This window comes from Cobetia sp. MB87 (genome assembly GCF_011319755.1).
Lineage (GTDB): Bacteria > Pseudomonadota > Gammaproteobacteria > Pseudomonadales > Halomonadaceae > Cobetia.
Map to the genome: position 1 here is coordinate 1 of NZ_VFBC01000003.1, position 17,070 is coordinate 17,070.

Below are 17,070 nucleotides of genomic sequence, written 5' to 3' on the forward strand. Positions count from 1 at the left end.
GGTGATGGTGGCGACGGCGGTACTGATCCAGGCGATGGTGGCGACGGCGGTACTGATCCGGGCGACGGCGGCGATGGCGGCACTGATCCGGGTGACGGCGGCGACGGCGGTACTGATCCGGGTGATGGTGGCGACGGCGGTACTGATCCGGGCGATGGCACGGATCCGGGTGACGGCGACGGCACGACTGGTACCACCGGCACCACAGGCTCTACCGGCACCACCGATCCCGATGACGGCAGTGACCCCGATGAAGGCGGCGAGCCGGGTGATGGCGATGGTACAACGGGCACGACAGGCACCACCGGTACCACTGGCACAACGGGTACAACCGGAACGACTGGCACCACAGGGTCTACCGGTACGACTGGCACCACCGGCACCACAGGTACCTTCTGATCACCATGAAGCCGACATCCATCATGATGGGGGGCCGCCTGGCGGCCCCTTTGCTTGTGTCCGGCGCATTGATGCTTGGGGGCTGCTCCGCACTTGAGCAGGGGCAGCTGGGGCAGACGGCCAGCGCAATACTCGGCAGCGATCAATTCGATGCCGAGCGCGCGCGCGCCCTGCCCTATGCCACGCTGCGCTTCAGCTATGACGGCAACACCGGGATGGTGGTGCTGGCGTCGCTGGAGACAGCGAACCGCAAAGACATGGACGCAACGGACGCGACCTATCAGCAAGAACCCACAGGGCTGACACCACTGGCAGCCCTGCCCTCTTCCGCCACGCCTGTTGAATCGAAGGCAAACCAGCCTTCGAGCACGACAGAGCTGGCACGTTTCGAAACCGCGGATCATGCCTTCGTGCGCCTGGAGAACGGCTGGCTGAGCGGTACCGCCGGCTTTGACACCGACCTGCTGTACATGCGACGCGACGCATCACTGGCCACGCTGATGTCAGCGCTGGAAAGGGGTGAATCCACACCCAGCTATGCGATTCACTCACGCTGGCAGCGCGCTGATGGCATAGAGGGCTACGCCCAGGGCCAGGCAAGCTGGCAATGCGCGCCTCCCTCCGTGCAGGCCTTGCCGTTGGGTGATCAGACAGTGGCCCAGTGTGAGGAAAACATCCTCTGGCAAGATGGCTCGCGTAGCGTCAATCGCTATGCGGTTGCTGCTGTGATTGATCCCTCCGCGACTGATGCCAATGCGGCACCAAGAATCTGGGCGGCGGATGTTCAACCCTGGCCGGATTCCCATTACTGGAGCTGGGAGGTGGCGCGTGGCTGGTGGTAAGTGCCAAGAATTTTTCTTTCAGCGCCAGGATCATGCCGCCCCGCCTGCACGAGCCGGCGGTGTATCGCTTGTCCATCGTGGTGTCACTTCTCTTGTCCGCCGAGGTGCCGTGAAACGCTATCTGCATGAACGTCTGAAGGCCGCCCTTGGCGCAGCGGTGCTCGCATCGACTTGCGGCGTGCTCCTGTTGCCTGGCGCAGCGCTGGCCAGCGAGACTCCGACAGTATCGTCAGGCCTATCCCAAGACCAGGAGGCCAGCACCCAGACACTGACCATCAGTGAGGCGCTATCGCGCCAGCTCGGCGTGCTGACCAATGCCAACGGTATCGAGTGGCCGCATGCGTTCGTGGCCACCCAGCAGACGCGCGACAGGACACGTCAGCTTGGGCGCCGCCTGTTCTTCGAGCTGCGTCAATTGAGCTCGCAGGCCGTCTTTGATGATCGACTGTCGGCTGAAGGGCTCAAGCACTGGATGCGCATCATCGGTCGCACGCCGGTCGAGGGACGGCAGGTCGGGCGGATCGATCCCATCGCTCTGTGGCGTTTTCCGCGCCTGGACATCCCGCTCACGACGGGCGACTGGATAGGCCAATGCCAGACAGAGACTCGCATTCAGCTCTGGAGTGCCGTTGGGGTGCGCCAGCTGGACTGGCGCCCCGGCCTGACGCTGCACGACGCCATCGCTGGCCTGCCAGGCGCGCAGGCGGACTCGGAACACGCCAGCGTCATCACACTGGGCGGCAGAATCATCGTCCGCGGCATCAGCGCCTGGAATGATCAGCCCTATACGCTGGCGCCGGGTGACCGTGTCGTGGTCAACATGCCGCGTATCTCGGCGGCCGCCGCCTGGGTCAATCGCAGCCTGCCCGAGTGGTTGAGTCTGCAATGGCCGGGCAAGGAGTGCCGCAGCGTGGACGCCATCACGGGTGAGCCCCAGCAGCGCGACTATCTGCAGATAGCGCGCCAATACGCTGAGGGTGATGACAGTAATGAAAGTGATGACACGGACAGTGGCGCGCACCCTCAGGGCGAGACTCCATGAGCGACGCGACAATGACACAGCAGGACGCCTCGTGCTCAGGCAGGCAAAGGATGGCAGCAGACAGCATGGATCATTCGCACTTCACTTCCATGGCGCCGGCGCGTGCCCGGCTCACTCCCTTGACGCGCGCCATCCGGCAACTGGCCATGCTCAGTGCGGGCATGCTGCTGGCCCCGATGAGCTACGCCGGCCTGCTGGATGGTCCGCAGCCGATCGAGACACGTCTCAGCGGCCTGGGGCATGGACAATCGGATTTCGGCGGTGTCGGCCTGATGCAGACACCGACCGCGCGCATGCAGAAGCCGGGCAGCATTCACTTCTCCTATAGCCAGGTCGAACCGTACCAGCGCTATAACGTCAGCCTGCAGCCGCTCGACTGGCTGGAGGTCGGCTTCCGCTACACGGAAGTCACCAACCGCCTGTATGGCGAAGCCATCGCCGGTGACCGCGACTACCTGGATAAAGGTGTCGACGCCAAGTTCCGACTTTGGGAAGAGAGCCGTTATCTGCCTGAAGTCGCGGTCGGCCTGCGCGACATGGGCGGTACCAGCCTGTTCGGCAGTGAATACCTGGTCGCCAGCAAGCGCTGGTATGACCTTGACTTCACGCTGGGGCTTGGCTGGGGCTATCTCGGCTCACGCGGTGACATCAGCAACCCGCTTGGCTGGGTGCGTGACAGCTACAACGACCGTCCCGGCCGTGGCGAGACCGGCGGTGACCAGGGCGGTGAGTTCTCTCTCAACAGCCTGTTCAAGGGTGATGTCGGCATCTTCGGCGGTGTGGAATGGCAGACGCCGTGGGACCCGCTGGTGCTGATGGCAGAGCTTGATGGCAATGACTATCAGAGCGAGCCGCAGGACAACGATCAAGCGCAGGACAGCCCGATCAACCTGGGTGCCCGCCTGAGCGTGACCGACAACCTGACCGTCAAGGCCGGCTGGGAGCGTGGCAATACCGCGATGTTCGGCGTCAATTTCGGGGTGGATCTCGCCGGGCTATCGCAGGCCAAGCTGGATAGCCCACCGGAGCGCCTGAATGCCGAAGCCCCCACGCGCAACCAGGTCAGCTGGCCCGAGCTTTCCCGCGAGATCCAGGTGCAATCCGGCATTCGTGTCGATAGCCTGTCCCGCGAAGGCACAGCGCTGATCGTCAGTGGCGAGAGCACGCGTTTCCGCTCTACCGCTCAGGCCGAAGGCCGTGCCAACCGCGTGCTGCACAACCGACTGGATGACTATTTCGAGAGCTTCCATTACCGCCTGCGCTCCGGGGGTCTGGATACTCGGGAAGATGTCCACCAGCGCGCCGATATCGTCAACGCCGGTCACGATGCACGCCAGCAGCTGCGCTATACCCACAGCGTCTATGCATTGGCGGCCACCGAGCCGACCGATGGGGATGGTGAAGGTGCGGCCCGCTATACCGGTGAAAAGGTGCTGCTCGAGAATCCTGATGATCGCTGGAGCGCCGGCTTTTCGCCTGGCCTCAACCAGAACATCGGCGGCCCGGATGGCTATCTGTATCAGGCCTACCTGCGTGGCTCGGCCGCCTGGCGTACCGATCGCCACGGCTGGCTCTCCGGCTCGGCACAGCTGACCCTGTTCGACAACTTCGACAAGTTCGATTACATCTCGGACTCCAAGCTGCCCAGGGTACGCTCCTATATCGGTCGCTACATCGAAGAGACCGACGTCGGTATCGACAACCTGCAGTACACCCGCACTCACCAGTTCGGGCGCGACTGGTATGGCATGGCCTACGGCGGCATTCTGGAGATGATGTATGCCGGTGTCGGCGCCGAGGTGCTCTATCGCCCGCTGGGCTCACCACTGGCCTACGGGGTCGATGTGAACTGGGTCAAGCAGCGCGAGTTCGATCAGCAGTTCGGGCTGCGCGATTACTCGACCACCACTGGCCATGCAAGCATCTACTGGGATACCGGCTATGAAGACGTGCTGGCCAAGGCCAGCTTCGGCCGCTACCTGGCAGAAGATGTCGGCATGACGCTGGATGTCTCACGCGGCTTCGCCAATGGTGCACGCATGGGTGCCTGGGCCACCTTCACCGATGCCGGCGACGACTTCGGCGAGGGTAGCTTCGACAAGGGCCTCTACATCGTGCTGCCGCTGGATGCATTCTTCATGCACTCCAGTCGCGACACTGTCGGCCTGGCCTGGAACCCGCTGACCCGCGATGGTGGCGCTCGCCTCAATCGCAAGTTCAGCCTGTATGACATGACCAGCTATCGCGACATGGATGACTACTGGCGTGGCTTCGCCTCACAGGTATGGAAGTGATCCTGGCCGCGAGCTGACCTCTGCTCTCGCAGACGACGGCCGGTCGTGCTGAAGTTTCCTTCCGTCATCTGCCGTGCCAACGAGAAGGCCCCGATCCTCTGGATCGGGGCCTTGTCGTTGGCAACTTCTGGTCTGCGCCTTCACTCATGCCTTCTTGAGTGAAGGCATGAGTGGGTCACAACCTCTCACGCCATACTCAGCGACCGGTGAAGTTGTTGCGCACCAGATCGACCACATCATCCATGCGCCCATTGAGCACCGCCTTGGCAGAGTAGAGTGCGGTGGAGGCGACCTGGCCGGCTTCGATATGCGGCGGCATCACCAGCTCCATGCGGTTGACCTTGACCTCGAGAATGCCGGGGCCTTCCTGGGCCAGCAGGCTCTGCACTGCCTCATCCAGCTCGTGCTTCTCCTCGACACGACGCCCCCACAGCCCCATGGACTGGGCGACCAGCGAGAAGTCGGGGTTCTCGAGTTCGGTGTAGGTATCCAGGATGCCCTCGACCTTCTGCTCGAGCTCCACGAAGCCCAGCGTGCTGTTGTTGAAGATGACGATCTTGAGCGGAATCTTCTCCTGCTTGATGGTCAGCAGGTCCCCCATCAGCATCGACAGACCGCCATCACCGCACATGGCGATCACCTGACGCTCAGGGTAAGCCTTCTGGATGCCGATGCCCTGAGGGTAGGCATTGGCCATGGTGCCATGCATCAGACTTGGCAGCGTGCGGCGCTTGCCGTTGGCGCGGATATGACGCAGACACCACACCATGGGGCTGCCGCCATCGGCGGTGAAGACGGCGTCCTCACTGGCATGACGGTCCAGCGCCAGGGTCAGCTCCTGCGGGTGAATCAGATGCTCATCGTCGGAGGTGACGGCGGCCTCGTCGCGTGCCTCGAGATATTTCTTGCGGCAGCTATCGAGCCAGCCGCTGTCGTCACGTGGGTCCACGCGGGTCAGCAGCGCATCGCAGGTGTCCTTGACGCTACCGACGACACCGAGATCCACCGGGTGACGGATACCGATCTTGCCGGGGTCGAGATCCACCTGTATCACGGTGGCCTTGTCCGGATAGAACTGGGACCAGGCAAAGCTGCAGCCCAGCAGCAGCAAGATGTCACATTCCGCGACGGCCTCGTAGCCACCCTGCAGGCCGAACACGCCGGTCATGCCGACTTCCTGCTCGTTGTTGGGCTCGATGAAGTCCTTGGCGCGCGACGTCCAGGCCACCGGCGCCTTGAGGCGACGTGCCAATGCCAGCACTTCTTCCTGCGCCTCCTGACAGCCGACCCCGGCGTAGATCGACACCTTGCCCGGCTGATTGAGCGCCTCGGCGACGGCGGCCAGCTCCTGCTCACTCGGGCGGATCACCGGCGAGAAGCGGTGGGCGCGCCAGGGCAGCGAGGCTTTCGGCTTCTGCGGGAAAAGGTCCCCCGGGACGATCAGCACCGCTACCCCACCTTCCGCCAGCGCCTTCTGCGCCGCGATGGCCACCATGCGGCGAGCATTCTCGGGATTGGTCAGGTATTCACAGAACACACTGTACTGGGAATAAAGTGCCTTCTGATCCACATCCTGCGGGAAGCCCACGCCCATCTCGGCGGTATCGATCTGCGAGGCGATGAACACCACCGGTGCCCCATTGCGATGTGATTCGATCAGACCATTGAGAAAGTGGGTGCTCCCCGGGCCACAGGTGCCGGCACAGCAGGAAAGCTCCCCGCTGATGAAGGACTCGCCCCCTGCCGCGAAGCCGGCCACCTCTTCATGCCGCACATGCACCCACTCCATCTCGGAACGCCGAATGGCGTCGGTGAAGTGATTGATGGTATCGCCGACGATGCCGTAACAGCGCTTGGCACCTGCCTCGAGCAGGGATTCGGTGATGATCTCGGAGACGCTATGTGCTGAAGAATGGGACTTGGACATGGGGGCGCTTTCCTTTTCCGTGGAGTTGCGGTGAAGGATGAGCAATACATTCACTCATTCGAATAAACAGTACACAAGACGTTGGGATGACCCGAGGAAATGCAATGGTGAGGGCACAAGGCACAAGTGGCACACGGCGTTGCGTGCAGTGGGGCCGGAGTTGAAAACTGTCTTCCACCTCCGCTGCCGATTCCCCTGCTGCTCTCCCTGTTCCCTGCTCCCTGCTCTCTCCACCCCTCCCTCTCTATTCCCATCCCGACCTCTGTTCACTGAGCTGCCACCATCGGACCGGGCTGCGTACCGGCGTTAATTTCGCTGTATTTCAATGAGTTGGTGTCGACACGGGATCACTTTACATGTGAATGAAAAAATACCTTAAAATTTCACTTGCGTGATTTATGCCGACGTCTATTTTCACTTGTGACGCGAGAGTATTCATCGAGTGCTGTATGAGCTGCAGCGCATTCACTGTCGATGAATGGGGACCTTGCCGCTTCGATGAATGGCGAAGTCCCAGCCCCCGCTCCCATGACAACAATAAAATCTGCTCTCGATATTCCTGTCGGCTTGTCAGGTGTCTGACGAGATCTGGCTGGAGCATCAGGGCCCCTTCCTGGAGGCAACCCAGTGACAGCAACACGCAATCCCGCAGCGGCTGAGCGCGCTGGCAGCAATGGCGTTCCGCGCTCGTCCGGTCTGCTTGGTGACTACGACAAGGGGCTGTTCTGGCCCGTTCTCAGCATCTACACCCTGATCATGATCTACGCCCTGGCGGCACCGGAGCAGACCGGCGCGGCGCTGTCCGGCATACGTGACTTCCTGATCTTCAACTTCGGTTGGAGCTTCGTGCTCGGGGTCGCCGCGACACTGATCTTCAGCTTCTATCTGTTGCTCAGCCCCTTTGGCGGCATCCGGCTGGGGCCGGACGACTCACGCCCTGAATTCAGCTATGTGGCGTGGATCTCGATGATCTTCAGCTGCGGACTGGGCATCGGCTTCGTGTTCTTCAGCGTCGCCGAGCCATTGACGCATCTCTACACCTCCTCGCATGTGCAGGACCTCAATCAAGTCGGCCAGCAGGCCGGGGTATCGACCGCGATTCTCGACACCTTGATGGACTGGGGCATGAATGGCTGGGCACTGTTTGCCGTGGCCGCCTGGGCCATCGCCTTTCCGGCCTATCGCCTGGGACAGCCGCTGACGGTCGCCACCGGCCTCTACGGTCTTCTGGGGGAGCGTTGCAACAGCAGCCTGTGGGGCAAGCTTGCCAACGGGTTGGGCGTGATCGGCACCATCGGCGGCAATGCCACCATGATCGGCCTGGGCGTCACCTCCATCAGCTATGCCTTGAAGGTGCTGTTCGGGCTCGAGTTCGGTGCCTTCGGTCAGGCCATGGTGATGCTGGTGATCATCATCGCCTACGTGGCATCGGCGGCAACCGGCATTGAGCGCGGCATCAAGTACCTCAGCCTGCTCAACATGGTCATGGCCGGTGCCATATTGTTGGCGCTGCTGGCCTTCGGTCACGCCCCGGCGCAGTACCTGTTGAACATGATCACCCAGCAGTTCGGTGACTACTTCGGCTCGGTGTTTGTCACTCAGTTCTGGACCGACGCGGGCAGTTTCGAACAGCGCGAATGGGTGGGCTGGTGGATGATCTTCTACTGGCTCTGGTACATCTCCTATATCCCCTTCTGCGGCGGTTTCATCGCGCGCATCTCCCGTGGTCGCACTCTGCGCGAATTTGTATTCGGCGTGGTGGTGGTGCCGATGCTGCTGTCGATCGTGTGGTTCAGCATCTGGGGTGGCTCGGCCGGCTATGCCGAGGTCAATCAGATCGTGCCGCTATGGGAAAGCGTGCAGGGCAACCCGGAATCCGGCATCTACCTGTTGCTGCAGAGCATGCCCGGCGGTTGGTGGCTATGCCTCGCAGTGCTGTTCAACATCGTCGTCTTCGCCGTCACCACCTCGGATTCGGCTTCGTTCTTCTCGGCCATGCAGGTCTCCAATGGCAACGAGAATCCGAAGATCCTGATGCGCCTGCTGTGGGGCGTGATCATCGGTGTCACCGGCATCGTCTTCCAGCTCGCCGGAGGCTTCAACGCCATCAAGAGCCTGGCGATCGTGGTCGGCGCGCCCTTCTTCCTCGTCAGCATCGCCTACATGTTCTCGGTCTATCGCATGCTCAAGGCGACCCACGAGCAGCCGGCGACGGCCATGCAACCGGCCTCTCAGGCCAGACCGATGCCTGCCGACATTGCCGAGCCAGAAGCCTCGAGCGCTGCCACACCCGCCACGCCAGCTAGTACGTCCAGTATCACGCCAAGTGCTACAGCCACGCCAACGCCGCACGCCCTCCCTGGATCGGAAAGCCAACCCATCCCGGGCGCGACCTGAGCGGTATGACGCGCCTCACGTCGACTCGGGCAGGCAGAGCCCCCAGAGCGCAGCGCACCTGGACAAGCACCGCCACTGATCGCCAATGACACTGATCACCGACAACCACGATCACCAATGACAACGATCACCAATGACAACGATCACCAATGACAACGATCGCCAACAACAACACGGATGGTGACCCACGATGACTGTCAAGCAGCCTTACAACCCTCACTACGACCCTCTCAAGGACAGCTCCCCGGGTGAAGGAGTGGATTATGCGCCGAGCTACTGGCGCTACCACGCCGGCCCGCCTCCCGAGGATGATGGCCCCGTCACTGACGACATGGAGGCCGACGTGGTGCTGATCGGCGCCGGCTTTACCGGCCTTGCCACGGCGATGTTCCTGGCACGCGAGCACGGCATCAAGGCGGTGGTGCTGGAGGCCAATCAGATCGGCTGGGGCTGCACCAGCCGCAATGGCGGCCAGGGGCATCTGGCCTGGGGACGCCTGAGCCGCAGCCAGTGGGTCAGGAAATGGGGCGTCGACATGGCGCGCCAGCTGCACGCCAATAGCCTCGAGGGTTTCGAAGTCTTCAAGTCTCTGACCCAGGACCCGGAAGTGGATTGCGAGCCTCAACCGTTGGGCAATCTGCTGATCGCCCACAGCCCACAGGCCATGCAGCATCTCGAGGCCGAATCACGCCTGTGCAACAACATCCTCGGTTACCGAACCCGGACACTGGACCGTGCGACGGTACATCGGGACTTCATGGGCGATCAGGAAAGTCACGGCGCGATGCTGGAGCCCGAGGGCATCGCGGTACAGCCGCTCAAGCTGGCCTACAGCTATGCGCGTATCGCACGCCGCCACGGCGCCAGAATCCACACCAGCAGCCCGGTGCAGCAGTGGACGACAGAGAACGGCATCCACTATCTGCAGACACCGGGAGGCACGGTAAAGGCACGCGCGGTAGGCATCGCCACGGCGGGCTACACCAGCCCCAACCTCCACTCACTGACTGCCTATCGCAACATGCCGATCATGGCCAACTCGGTATGGACGCGCACACTGACCGACGATGAGATCGAGGCTTGCGGCCTGCGTTCGACCATCCTTACCACGGATACCCGCAAGCTGCGCTATTACTATCGGCTGCTGCCCGAGAAACGCCTGCAGATCGGCACGCGCAGCGCCATCAGCGGCGCGGATGCGCAGAATGCTCGTCATCTGGATGTGGTGCATGCCGCCATTGCACGCAAGTTCCCGGCGCTGGCCGGCATCGAGACGCCGTGGTTCTCGCATGGCTGGATGGATATCTCCCACGACATGATGCCGCGCATCGTGCAGCCGGACCCCAAGCAGCAGATCTTCTATGCCCAGGGTTACAGCGGCAACGGCGTGTCGTTCTCGGCCTATGCCTCCAGACAACTCGCCGCGCTGATCGCCGGTCAGTCACTGCCCGAGCGCCACCTGCCGATCTTCAACTCCCCGCTGCCCGCCCATCCGCTCAGGCCGATCCGGCGCATGGGGCAGCATCTGCTCTACAAGTATTTCCAAGTGCTGGACAAGGTGAGTTGAGCCTCGACTCGCTCTCTACGCTCATCGACCAGCGTCTTTCATGCTGCTCAACACGCCGCGGCGCTCCCGAATGACGTCGCGGCACCTCCCACTGGCATGCCACTCGCGGCATGCATGCACCAGAGACCCGTACCATGAACCGTGAACAGATGACCGCCATGTTCGATGCCTTCAATCGCCACGCCATCGATGACGTCATGGAGTACTTCGCCGATGATGTGGTCTTCGACACCGTGTCCGGCGATGAGGCGCACGGCACGCGAATCGTCGGCAAGGCCGCCGTACGCGATGCCTTCGTGAACACCTGGACGACCATGCCCGATGTAAAGTGGGCCAAGGGCGAGTTCTTCTTCGCCGATCAGCGTGTCGTCTCCGAATGCACCTTCATGGCGACCCAGCCCGATGGCCTGCGTGTCGAGGCCGACAGCGTGGATCTCTTCACCATCGAGAAGGGCAAGATCACCCGCAAACAGGCCTTCCGCAAGCAACGACCGGCCTTCACTCCAGCTGCCTGAGGGTAACGCGCAGCGCATAAGCAAAAGGCCAGTCATCATGACTGGCCTTTTGCTTATCAATACCTATTTCAACACGACGATTTGATAACGACACAGGCTTATCTCTTCACGCCGCATGCTGATAATCTTGCTGATGAAAACTGCAGCATGCTTTTCATCCACATGAAACGCCACGCATTGACCGCCAGCTCCCATTGCCAAGAGGAAACCGGATGACCACGGAGACAGACTCCTCACAGGCATCAGTCGGCAGCACCGCACTCAGCAATGCAGAACAGGAAGACCGTCGTATCGGCAGACAGCTGCGCGACCTGCGCAAGTCCCGGCAGATGACACTCAGCCAGCTGGCGAAGCGCGTCGGAAAATCCGTCGGCTATCTGAGCCAGGTGGAGCGCGGCGTCTCATCCCTCCCCATCGGGGTACTACAGGCCCTGAGTGATGCCCTCGGTGTGCGCGTCAGCTGGTTCTTCCAGCCGGGCGGGAGTGACTCGGCGGCCGAGCAGGAAACTATCGTGCGCGCGGATCAACGCCGTGCCATGAATCTCAGCGCCATCGGTGCACGGGAAGAACTGCTCTCCCCCCGCCTGAGCGGTCAGCTCATCCTGATCATGACCCGCCTGCAGCCCGGCGGCAGCGGCGGTGAGACGCCTCGTGAGCGGCGCGGTGAGGAAGCGGGCTATGTGGAAAGTGGCCAATTGGAGCTGACCATCGGCGAGCAGGTATTCCTGCTCAACCCGGGCGACAGCTTTTCGCTGACCGGTGAGGAACCGCACTGGATTCGCAACCCCGGTGAGACCGAGACCCGCATCGTCTGGGTGATGACGGGCGTGGAGTATTGATGCAATGGGGTAACAGGCTAGTTCTGAAAAAGGTGCTGGGGGTCGCCTCGCTAGGCCCGACACTGTACCCCGTACGAACATCACTCCTTTACGAAAGTTCTCCGCACAGCAAGCTCTTACTGATCCTACATGCTGATTCCACAAGCTACATCGAGGAGAAACAAAGTACCGATATGCGGCCATATACAAAAAACCGGCACACGATACAGGATCGAAGCGCCGGTTGAAGAGTACAAGCAACGGTATGAAATATCCGCTGGTACAGCTAGCCGCCTGCAAGGAACATCGAGATGCCCGGCAGATAGGTGATGGCCAGCAGCAGCGCTATCATTGCGACAAAGTAGGGAATGATTGCCGCCGATACATCCATGATCTTGACGCCGGATACGGATGAGGCGACGAACAGGTTGACCCCCAAAGGTGGCGTACAGAAGCCGATAGCAAGATTTACGGTCATGATCACTCCGAAGTGGATCGGGTCGACGCCCGCAGCAATCGCTACCGGTAATAAAAGTGGTGTCAGGATGATGATTGCTGCAATGGTCTCCATGAACATGCCGACGATCAGTAGCAATAGGTTGATCATCAGTAGTAGTACCAAAGGATTGGTCGAAAACCCGGTAATGGCAGCTGCCAGATCTTTCGGCACCTGGGCAATGGTCAGTAACTGGCCAAAGCCACCGGCCACCACTACCAGGATCAGGATCTGTCCGCTAGTCGAGGCACTACGCGCAAACACCTTGGGCAACTCCGACAAGCGAATATCACCGTAGACGAAGACGCCGATGATGATCGAGTAGATGACGGCTACCCCACCCGCTTCGGTAGGCGTGAATATCCCACCATAAATCCCACCCAGGATAATGACTGGGACCAGCAGCGCCCAGATCGAATCGCGCAGCGAAGTGGTCATCGCCTTTCTCGAGAAGCTGGTGCTCTCCTCCAACAACTTACGATTGTGCCTGAGCATCAGACGTGCGGTCAGCATATAGGCAATACCAAACATGATGCCAGGGACGATCCCCGCCATGAATAGCTTGCCGATCGAGACCTCCGCGGATACGCCATAGATGATGAAGGGGATGGACGGTGGAATCATCACCCCTACCATGCCTCCGGCTGCCGTCAAAGCAGACGAGAAGCGGCGTGAGTAACCGACCTTTTCCATCTCCGGCACCATGTTCGACCCAATCGCTGCCACGGTAGCCGGTGACGAGCCGGAAATGGCGGCAAAGAAACAGCAAGCTAGCACATTGACATAGGCCAACCCGCCTTTGACGTGCCCTACCAGCGAATGAGCAAAACCGACGATACGTCGTGACATGCCCCCCATTTGCATCAGATCGCCGGCCAGTACAAAAAGGGGAACGGCAATCAGCGGAAAGGAGTCCGCTGCCGTCACCAGCGAACGCGCTAGAAGCACCACTGGTGGCGCACCATCGATCAGCAATATCACCAGTAGCGTAGCAAGCCCCATCCCCATGGCCACCGGCATGCCCACAGCGATAAAGGCGAATAACATGCCGATCAGTGAAACAGCGATCATAGGGCACCTCCTTCAAGGCGGGTGCGAGGCAATCTCCACGCCAGCCAACAATGTTGCAGAATGCGAAACGCCGACAATAGCGCACCGGCGGGTGCAGAGGCGTAGTAAAGGGGCATCGGCATCTGGAGCACCACCGATACCTGATACCGCACCATGGGATTGAGCATCAGCTGGATGCAGTAGAGGCTGATGGTGACTAGAAATGCCACCACGACCAGCCTAACCACCAGTGTCAAGTAACGCTGGATCGCTTCAGGCAGCTGCTCCTTCAAAAAGGTAATCTCGATATGCTTGTCCTGACGAAAGACGTAGCTTACCGCTATCCAGATAAACCAGATAAAGAGCCAACCCACCAGCTCCTCCCCCCAGGACAGGGACGCGTTGAACACGTAGCGCGCCAGCACATTGGCAGATACCAGTGCGACGATCAGTGCTAGCAGCACAACTGACAAACACTCTTCCAAGCTTTCATTCAGCCAACGAATCATCGGCATGTCCTCGAATTCCCGGCTTCGCGCATTGAGTGAGAGACCTCTTCCAATTGGTCGCATCTCGCGGTTGGCGTGCCGGCTCTGTGCTTAATCACTGTTCAGAGGCGCGATGGATGGCAGCCATCCATCCATCAAAGACATCAACTCCAATACGTTCCCGATATTGGGCGTTGACGCTTGCGGCGATATCAGCAAAGGCCTGATGCTGCTCATCGGACAGGTTGTTTACCTCAACACCAGAGCTCTGGATATGCGCCAGGTGATCGGCGTCCTCCTCAGCTACCAGCTCACGATCGTAGGCGATGGCCTGATCCATCGACTGCTCAATCAAGTGCTGCTGACCTTCAGGCAGAGAGTCAAAGAATGTCTGGGAGATGACCGGCGTATAGGCCGTAAAGATATGCCCCGTAAGTGTCAGGTACTTCTGCACCTCATAGAAGCGCTGCGTGTCGATCAACGAAAGCGGGTTTTCCTGACCATCGATGACTCCCTGCTGTAGAGCGGAATAAACTTCACCGAAGTTCATCGGCGTCGGATTGGCCCCCAGCGCCTTGAAGGTATCGACATGGGCAGGCACCTTCATGGTGCGCAGCTTGATGCCCTCCAGATCCTGCGGAGTCTTGATCGGACGAACATTATTGGTGAGGTGGCGCATGCCACTCTCGACCCAGCCAAGTCCCTTCAGACCGATCCGATCGAGTCGTCCCAACAAGGCATCGCCTTCTGGGCCGTCGAGTACCTCAAGCGCAGTGTCTTTGTCCGGGTAGATATAGGCCAGCTCGACCACGCCAAAAGCCGGGTCCCAGTTGGTGAAAAACGATGACGGCGACACCGCCATTTCAAGAATGCCTGTCTGCACCCCTTCAATCATGGATCGATCCCCCCCCAGCTGGGACGACGGGAAGATCTGTACGTCAATCTCGCCATGTGAGCCCTCTTCCACCAGACGCTCGAACTCCACCATCGCTCGCGCCATATGGAAATTTTCATTGGTCCCGTGTCCCAGCTTGATGATGGTGGTGGCCTGAGCCGGCGTGGCGGCGACCAGCAGGCTGATAAGCATCCATTTCTTGATCATGGCGAACTCTCACTATTGTTATTGAGTAGTCAATTCGGAACTGGTATTCCAGATCTCGAAATGAAGATTGATTGATGCCAAAAGGATCTGTCAAGAAAGCGCCATGGCGCTATCGCCCCTCTTCTGATCTACCTCTGTTTTGCATTGCCTTACTTCCCCGCCAAACCGGTAGCGTCACGCCTTCCGAAAGACACACCTAGAACATTGTTTTAAATGAATAATTATTAGGTTAGAAAGCGCACGAAGCATCGATTTCCAACACCTCAAGATAGCGACTTCGGCACCGTGGTTACTTTAGTTCACATGACCAATGTCTAATGACACTATCGACCAATCCTCTTTGACAGCTCACCGCTAGCTTGTATATTTCAGCTCATCTGGTGCCTGGTACACCAGTTGAACAAAAGACAGCAACGAACAATTACGAGGTAGTGCCATGCCCACCAGACAGAAGGTGATCATCACTGATCACGACTTCGCCGATATCGAGTTGGAGCGCGAAATTCTCGAGAAGGCGGGAGCCCAAGTAATAGCCCTGCAAGCCAAATCGGAGCAGGACCTACTAGAACACGCTGCCGACTGCGCTGCCATGATCAACCAATATGCCTACATCGGTGCCAGCACCATCGCCGCCATGCAGCGCTGCAAGGTCATCGCCCGTTACGGCGTCGGCACGGACATCGTTGACGTGGCGGCAGCCACCGCCAAGGGGATCCAGGTCACCAACGTGCGCAATTACTGCACCGAGGAAGTTGCTGACCACGCCATCAGTCTCTGGCTGGCCTTGGCGCGCGGGCTGTTCGCCTACGACCGGGCCACCCATCGTGGTGAGTGGCGCTGGCAGACCGCGGCTCCTCTAAATCGTCTTCGTGGCCAGACTGTTGGCATCGTTTCCTTTGGTGCCATCGGCCAGGCCATAGCACAGCGTGCCAAGGCATTCGGCGCCCAGGTGATCATTCACGACCCCTACGTCGATAGCGCCACCATCGCGGCCCATCAGGTTGCGGCAGTGGACAAGGGTGCACTACTGGCAGAGTCCGACGTGGTCATGATGCAGGTGCCTATGACAACGGAAACTCGTCACTTCTTGAGCGAGGAGGAATTTCGCTCAATGAAACCCAACGCATTGGTGATCTGCACTGGCCGTGGCCCCACCATCGATAACCGCGCGCTCTACAAGGCGTTGTCAGAGGGATGGATAGCTGGGGCGGGACTCGATGATCCCGAGGAGGAGCCAGCCAAACGTAAACACTGGTCCCCCAACGACAACCCTCTGTTCTCACTCCCCAACGTCATCGTGACCCCTCATGCGGCCTACTACTCGGAGGAATCACTGCGTGCGGCCCGCACTATCGCTGCCCAGGAAGTCGCCCGGGTGCTGACCGGCCAGGCACCACTTAATCCGGTCAACACGCCGGCTCGCTGAAACACGAAAACACAACGATCAGAGGAACTAACCCATGCTCAAGCAATTCAATGATTTCAAGCGTGATCCGGCACTGCTCGAGAAATTCGACAAGGTGTTGTCCTACTACTCCGCCACGGCTGTCTTCGCCGACTCCCAGTACCGAACTGGCGTGATGGACAGCGGCATCAAGCCGGCTTTCCGCGCCAAGGTCTGTGGCCAGGCAATTACCGTGCAGCTATCAAAAGGTGACTTGGTCGATCCCCTCAAAGCACTGGAGATGGGTCAGCCAGGTGACATCATCGTTGTCGACGCCGGTGGGGATCCCAACACTTCGGTATGTGGTGGCCTGATGGGCGCGTTGGCCCAGAATCGTGGCATTCGAGCCATGGTAGTGGACGGCGCGGGGCGTGATACCGATGAACTCGAAGATATCCAATGGCCGATCTGGACACGCGCCATCACTCCGCGTGGTACCCACACCATGTTCTCCGATCGCAAGGAGGAGCTGTCGATCAACGTGCCTATCGCCTGTGGCGGCGTACCGGTCAATCCTGGTGATTTCATCGTGGCCGATGTGATGGGGGTAACCGTCATTCCGCTGGCCCGAGCAGCCGAGGTAGTCGAACTGGCATTGGAGCAGGCCGAGCGTGAGGAAGCTACCCGCGCATGGGTTCAGCAAGGCAAGACCGTCGAGGACCTGCTGGCCGAGTTCGGGAGAATCTAGG

The 17,070-nt window shown here is 60.2% G+C and carries 14 protein-coding genes; 10 read left to right on the plus strand and 4 right to left on the minus strand.

All coding sequences use genetic code 11. From position 1 onward, the window contains the following. The 4 genes from CDPAHKCJ_RS01540 to CDPAHKCJ_RS01555 form a co-directional block, all read left to right on the plus strand. Positions 1-399 (plus strand): hypothetical protein (locus CDPAHKCJ_RS01540; RefSeq protein WP_205700762.1); only part of this gene is annotated, 399 nt, incomplete at its 5' end. 5 nt (positions 400-404) lie between these two features. Then, positions 405-1,241 carry a YjbF family lipoprotein gene (locus CDPAHKCJ_RS01545; RefSeq protein WP_166018280.1) on the plus strand — a complete coding sequence of 279 codons (837 nt, stop codon included), beginning with the start codon at positions 405-407 and terminating at the stop codon, positions 1,239-1,241. A gap of 109 nt (positions 1,242-1,350) precedes the next feature. Further along, entirely contained in the window at positions 1,351-2,283 is a 933-nt protein-coding gene (locus CDPAHKCJ_RS01550; RefSeq protein ID WP_166018282.1) for a capsule biosynthesis GfcC family protein, read from the plus strand. Between the two features lie 65 nt (positions 2,284-2,348). Continuing rightward, entirely contained in the window at positions 2,349-4,577 is a 2,229-nt protein-coding gene (locus CDPAHKCJ_RS01555; RefSeq protein ID WP_240916611.1) for a YjbH domain-containing protein, read from the plus strand. Between the two features lie 196 nt (positions 4,578-4,773). Here the strand turns inward: CDPAHKCJ_RS01555 and CDPAHKCJ_RS01560 are convergent, their stop codons facing one another. After that, positions 4,774-6,504, minus strand: coding sequence for a thiamine pyrophosphate-dependent enzyme (locus CDPAHKCJ_RS01560; RefSeq protein ID WP_166018283.1), 1,731 nt, complete (start codon positions 6,502-6,504; stop codon positions 4,774-4,776). A gap of 627 nt (positions 6,505-7,131) precedes the next feature. On the opposite strand from CDPAHKCJ_RS01560, the gene CDPAHKCJ_RS01565 reads away from it, so the two are divergent. From CDPAHKCJ_RS01565 to CDPAHKCJ_RS01580, 4 genes are all read left to right on the plus strand, one after another. After that, positions 7,132-8,901, plus strand: a complete 1,770-nt coding sequence (locus CDPAHKCJ_RS01565; protein ID WP_166018284.1) for a BCCT family transporter — start codon at positions 7,132-7,134, stop codon at positions 8,899-8,901. A 190-nt stretch (positions 8,902-9,091) separates the two neighbouring features. Further along, a complete protein-coding gene (locus CDPAHKCJ_RS01570) occupies positions 9,092-10,468 on the plus strand; it encodes an FAD-binding oxidoreductase (protein ID WP_166018285.1) in 1,377 nt (458 codons plus the stop codon). A 134-nt stretch (positions 10,469-10,602) separates the two neighbouring features. Next, the gene (locus CDPAHKCJ_RS01575) at positions 10,603-10,983 is read left to right on the plus strand and encodes a nuclear transport factor 2 family protein (RefSeq protein WP_200017195.1); all 381 of its coding nucleotides are present in this window, start codon (positions 10,603-10,605) and stop codon (positions 10,981-10,983) included. A 212-nt stretch (positions 10,984-11,195) separates the two neighbouring features. Beyond that, complete coding sequence (locus tag CDPAHKCJ_RS01580; RefSeq protein WP_166018287.1) at positions 11,196-11,822, plus strand: XRE family transcriptional regulator; 627 nt, start codon at positions 11,196-11,198, stop codon at positions 11,820-11,822. A 265-nt stretch (positions 11,823-12,087) separates the two neighbouring features. Here CDPAHKCJ_RS01580 and CDPAHKCJ_RS01585 read toward each other — a convergent pair whose 3' ends face one another. From CDPAHKCJ_RS01585 to CDPAHKCJ_RS01595, 3 genes are all read right to left on the minus strand, one after another. After that, a complete protein-coding gene (locus CDPAHKCJ_RS01585) occupies positions 12,088-13,368 on the minus strand; it encodes a TRAP transporter large permease (RefSeq protein WP_166018288.1) in 1,281 nt (426 codons plus the stop codon). Next, positions 13,365-13,862, minus strand: a complete 498-nt coding sequence (locus CDPAHKCJ_RS01590; protein WP_166018289.1) for a TRAP transporter small permease — start codon at positions 13,860-13,862, stop codon at positions 13,365-13,367. The genes CDPAHKCJ_RS01585 and CDPAHKCJ_RS01590 overlap by 4 nt, the downstream gene beginning before the upstream one ends. 88 nt (positions 13,863-13,950) lie before the next feature. Then, a complete protein-coding gene (locus CDPAHKCJ_RS01595; protein WP_166018290.1) occupies positions 13,951-14,937 on the minus strand; it encodes a TRAP transporter substrate-binding protein in 987 nt (328 codons plus the stop codon). A 436-nt stretch (positions 14,938-15,373) separates the two neighbouring features. On the opposite strand from CDPAHKCJ_RS01595, the gene CDPAHKCJ_RS01600 reads away from it, so the two are divergent. Continuing rightward, positions 15,374-16,363 (plus strand): C-terminal binding protein, encoded by a 990-nt coding sequence (locus tag CDPAHKCJ_RS01600; RefSeq protein ID WP_166018291.1) that lies wholly within the window; start codon positions 15,374-15,376, stop codon positions 16,361-16,363. 34 nt (positions 16,364-16,397) lie between these two features. Then, the gene (locus CDPAHKCJ_RS01605; protein ID WP_166018292.1) at positions 16,398-17,069 is read left to right on the plus strand and encodes an RraA family protein; all 672 of its coding nucleotides are present in this window, start codon (positions 16,398-16,400) and stop codon (positions 17,067-17,069) included. The last annotated feature ends 1 nt before the right edge of the window (position 17,070 follow it).

What these genes read in the sequence shown, in the direction of transcription:
- CDPAHKCJ_RS01600 (WP_166018291.1), top strand. Translation starts at nt 15,374, where the DNA reads ATGCCCACCAGACAGAAGGTGATCATCACTGATCACGACTTCGCCGAT.
- CDPAHKCJ_RS01570 (WP_166018285.1), top strand. Translation starts at nt 9,092, where the DNA reads ATGACTGTCAAGCAGCCTTACAACCCTCACTACGACCCTCTCAAGGAC.
- CDPAHKCJ_RS01595 (WP_166018290.1), bottom strand. Translation starts at nt 14,937, where the DNA reads ATGATCAAGAAATGGATGCTTATCAGCCTGCTGGTCGCCGCCACGCCG.
- CDPAHKCJ_RS01580 (WP_166018287.1), top strand. Translation starts at nt 11,196, where the DNA reads ATGACCACGGAGACAGACTCCTCACAGGCATCAGTCGGCAGCACCGCA.
- CDPAHKCJ_RS01605 (WP_166018292.1), top strand. Translation starts at nt 16,398, where the DNA reads ATGCTCAAGCAATTCAATGATTTCAAGCGTGATCCGGCACTGCTCGAG.
- CDPAHKCJ_RS01585 (WP_166018288.1), bottom strand. Translation starts at nt 13,368, where the DNA reads ATGATCGCTGTTTCACTGATCGGCATGTTATTCGCCTTTATCGCTGTG.
- CDPAHKCJ_RS01555 (WP_240916611.1), top strand. Translation starts at nt 2,349, where the DNA reads ATGGATCATTCGCACTTCACTTCCATGGCGCCGGCGCGTGCCCGGCTC.
- CDPAHKCJ_RS01560 (WP_166018283.1), bottom strand. Translation starts at nt 6,504, where the DNA reads ATGTCCAAGTCCCATTCTTCAGCACATAGCGTCTCCGAGATCATCACC.
- CDPAHKCJ_RS01545 (WP_166018280.1), top strand. Translation starts at nt 405, where the DNA reads ATGAAGCCGACATCCATCATGATGGGGGGCCGCCTGGCGGCCCCTTTG.
- CDPAHKCJ_RS01575 (WP_200017195.1), top strand. Translation starts at nt 10,603, where the DNA reads ATGAACCGTGAACAGATGACCGCCATGTTCGATGCCTTCAATCGCCAC.
- CDPAHKCJ_RS01590 (WP_166018289.1), bottom strand. Translation starts at nt 13,862, where the DNA reads ATGCCGATGATTCGTTGGCTGAATGAAAGCTTGGAAGAGTGTTTGTCA.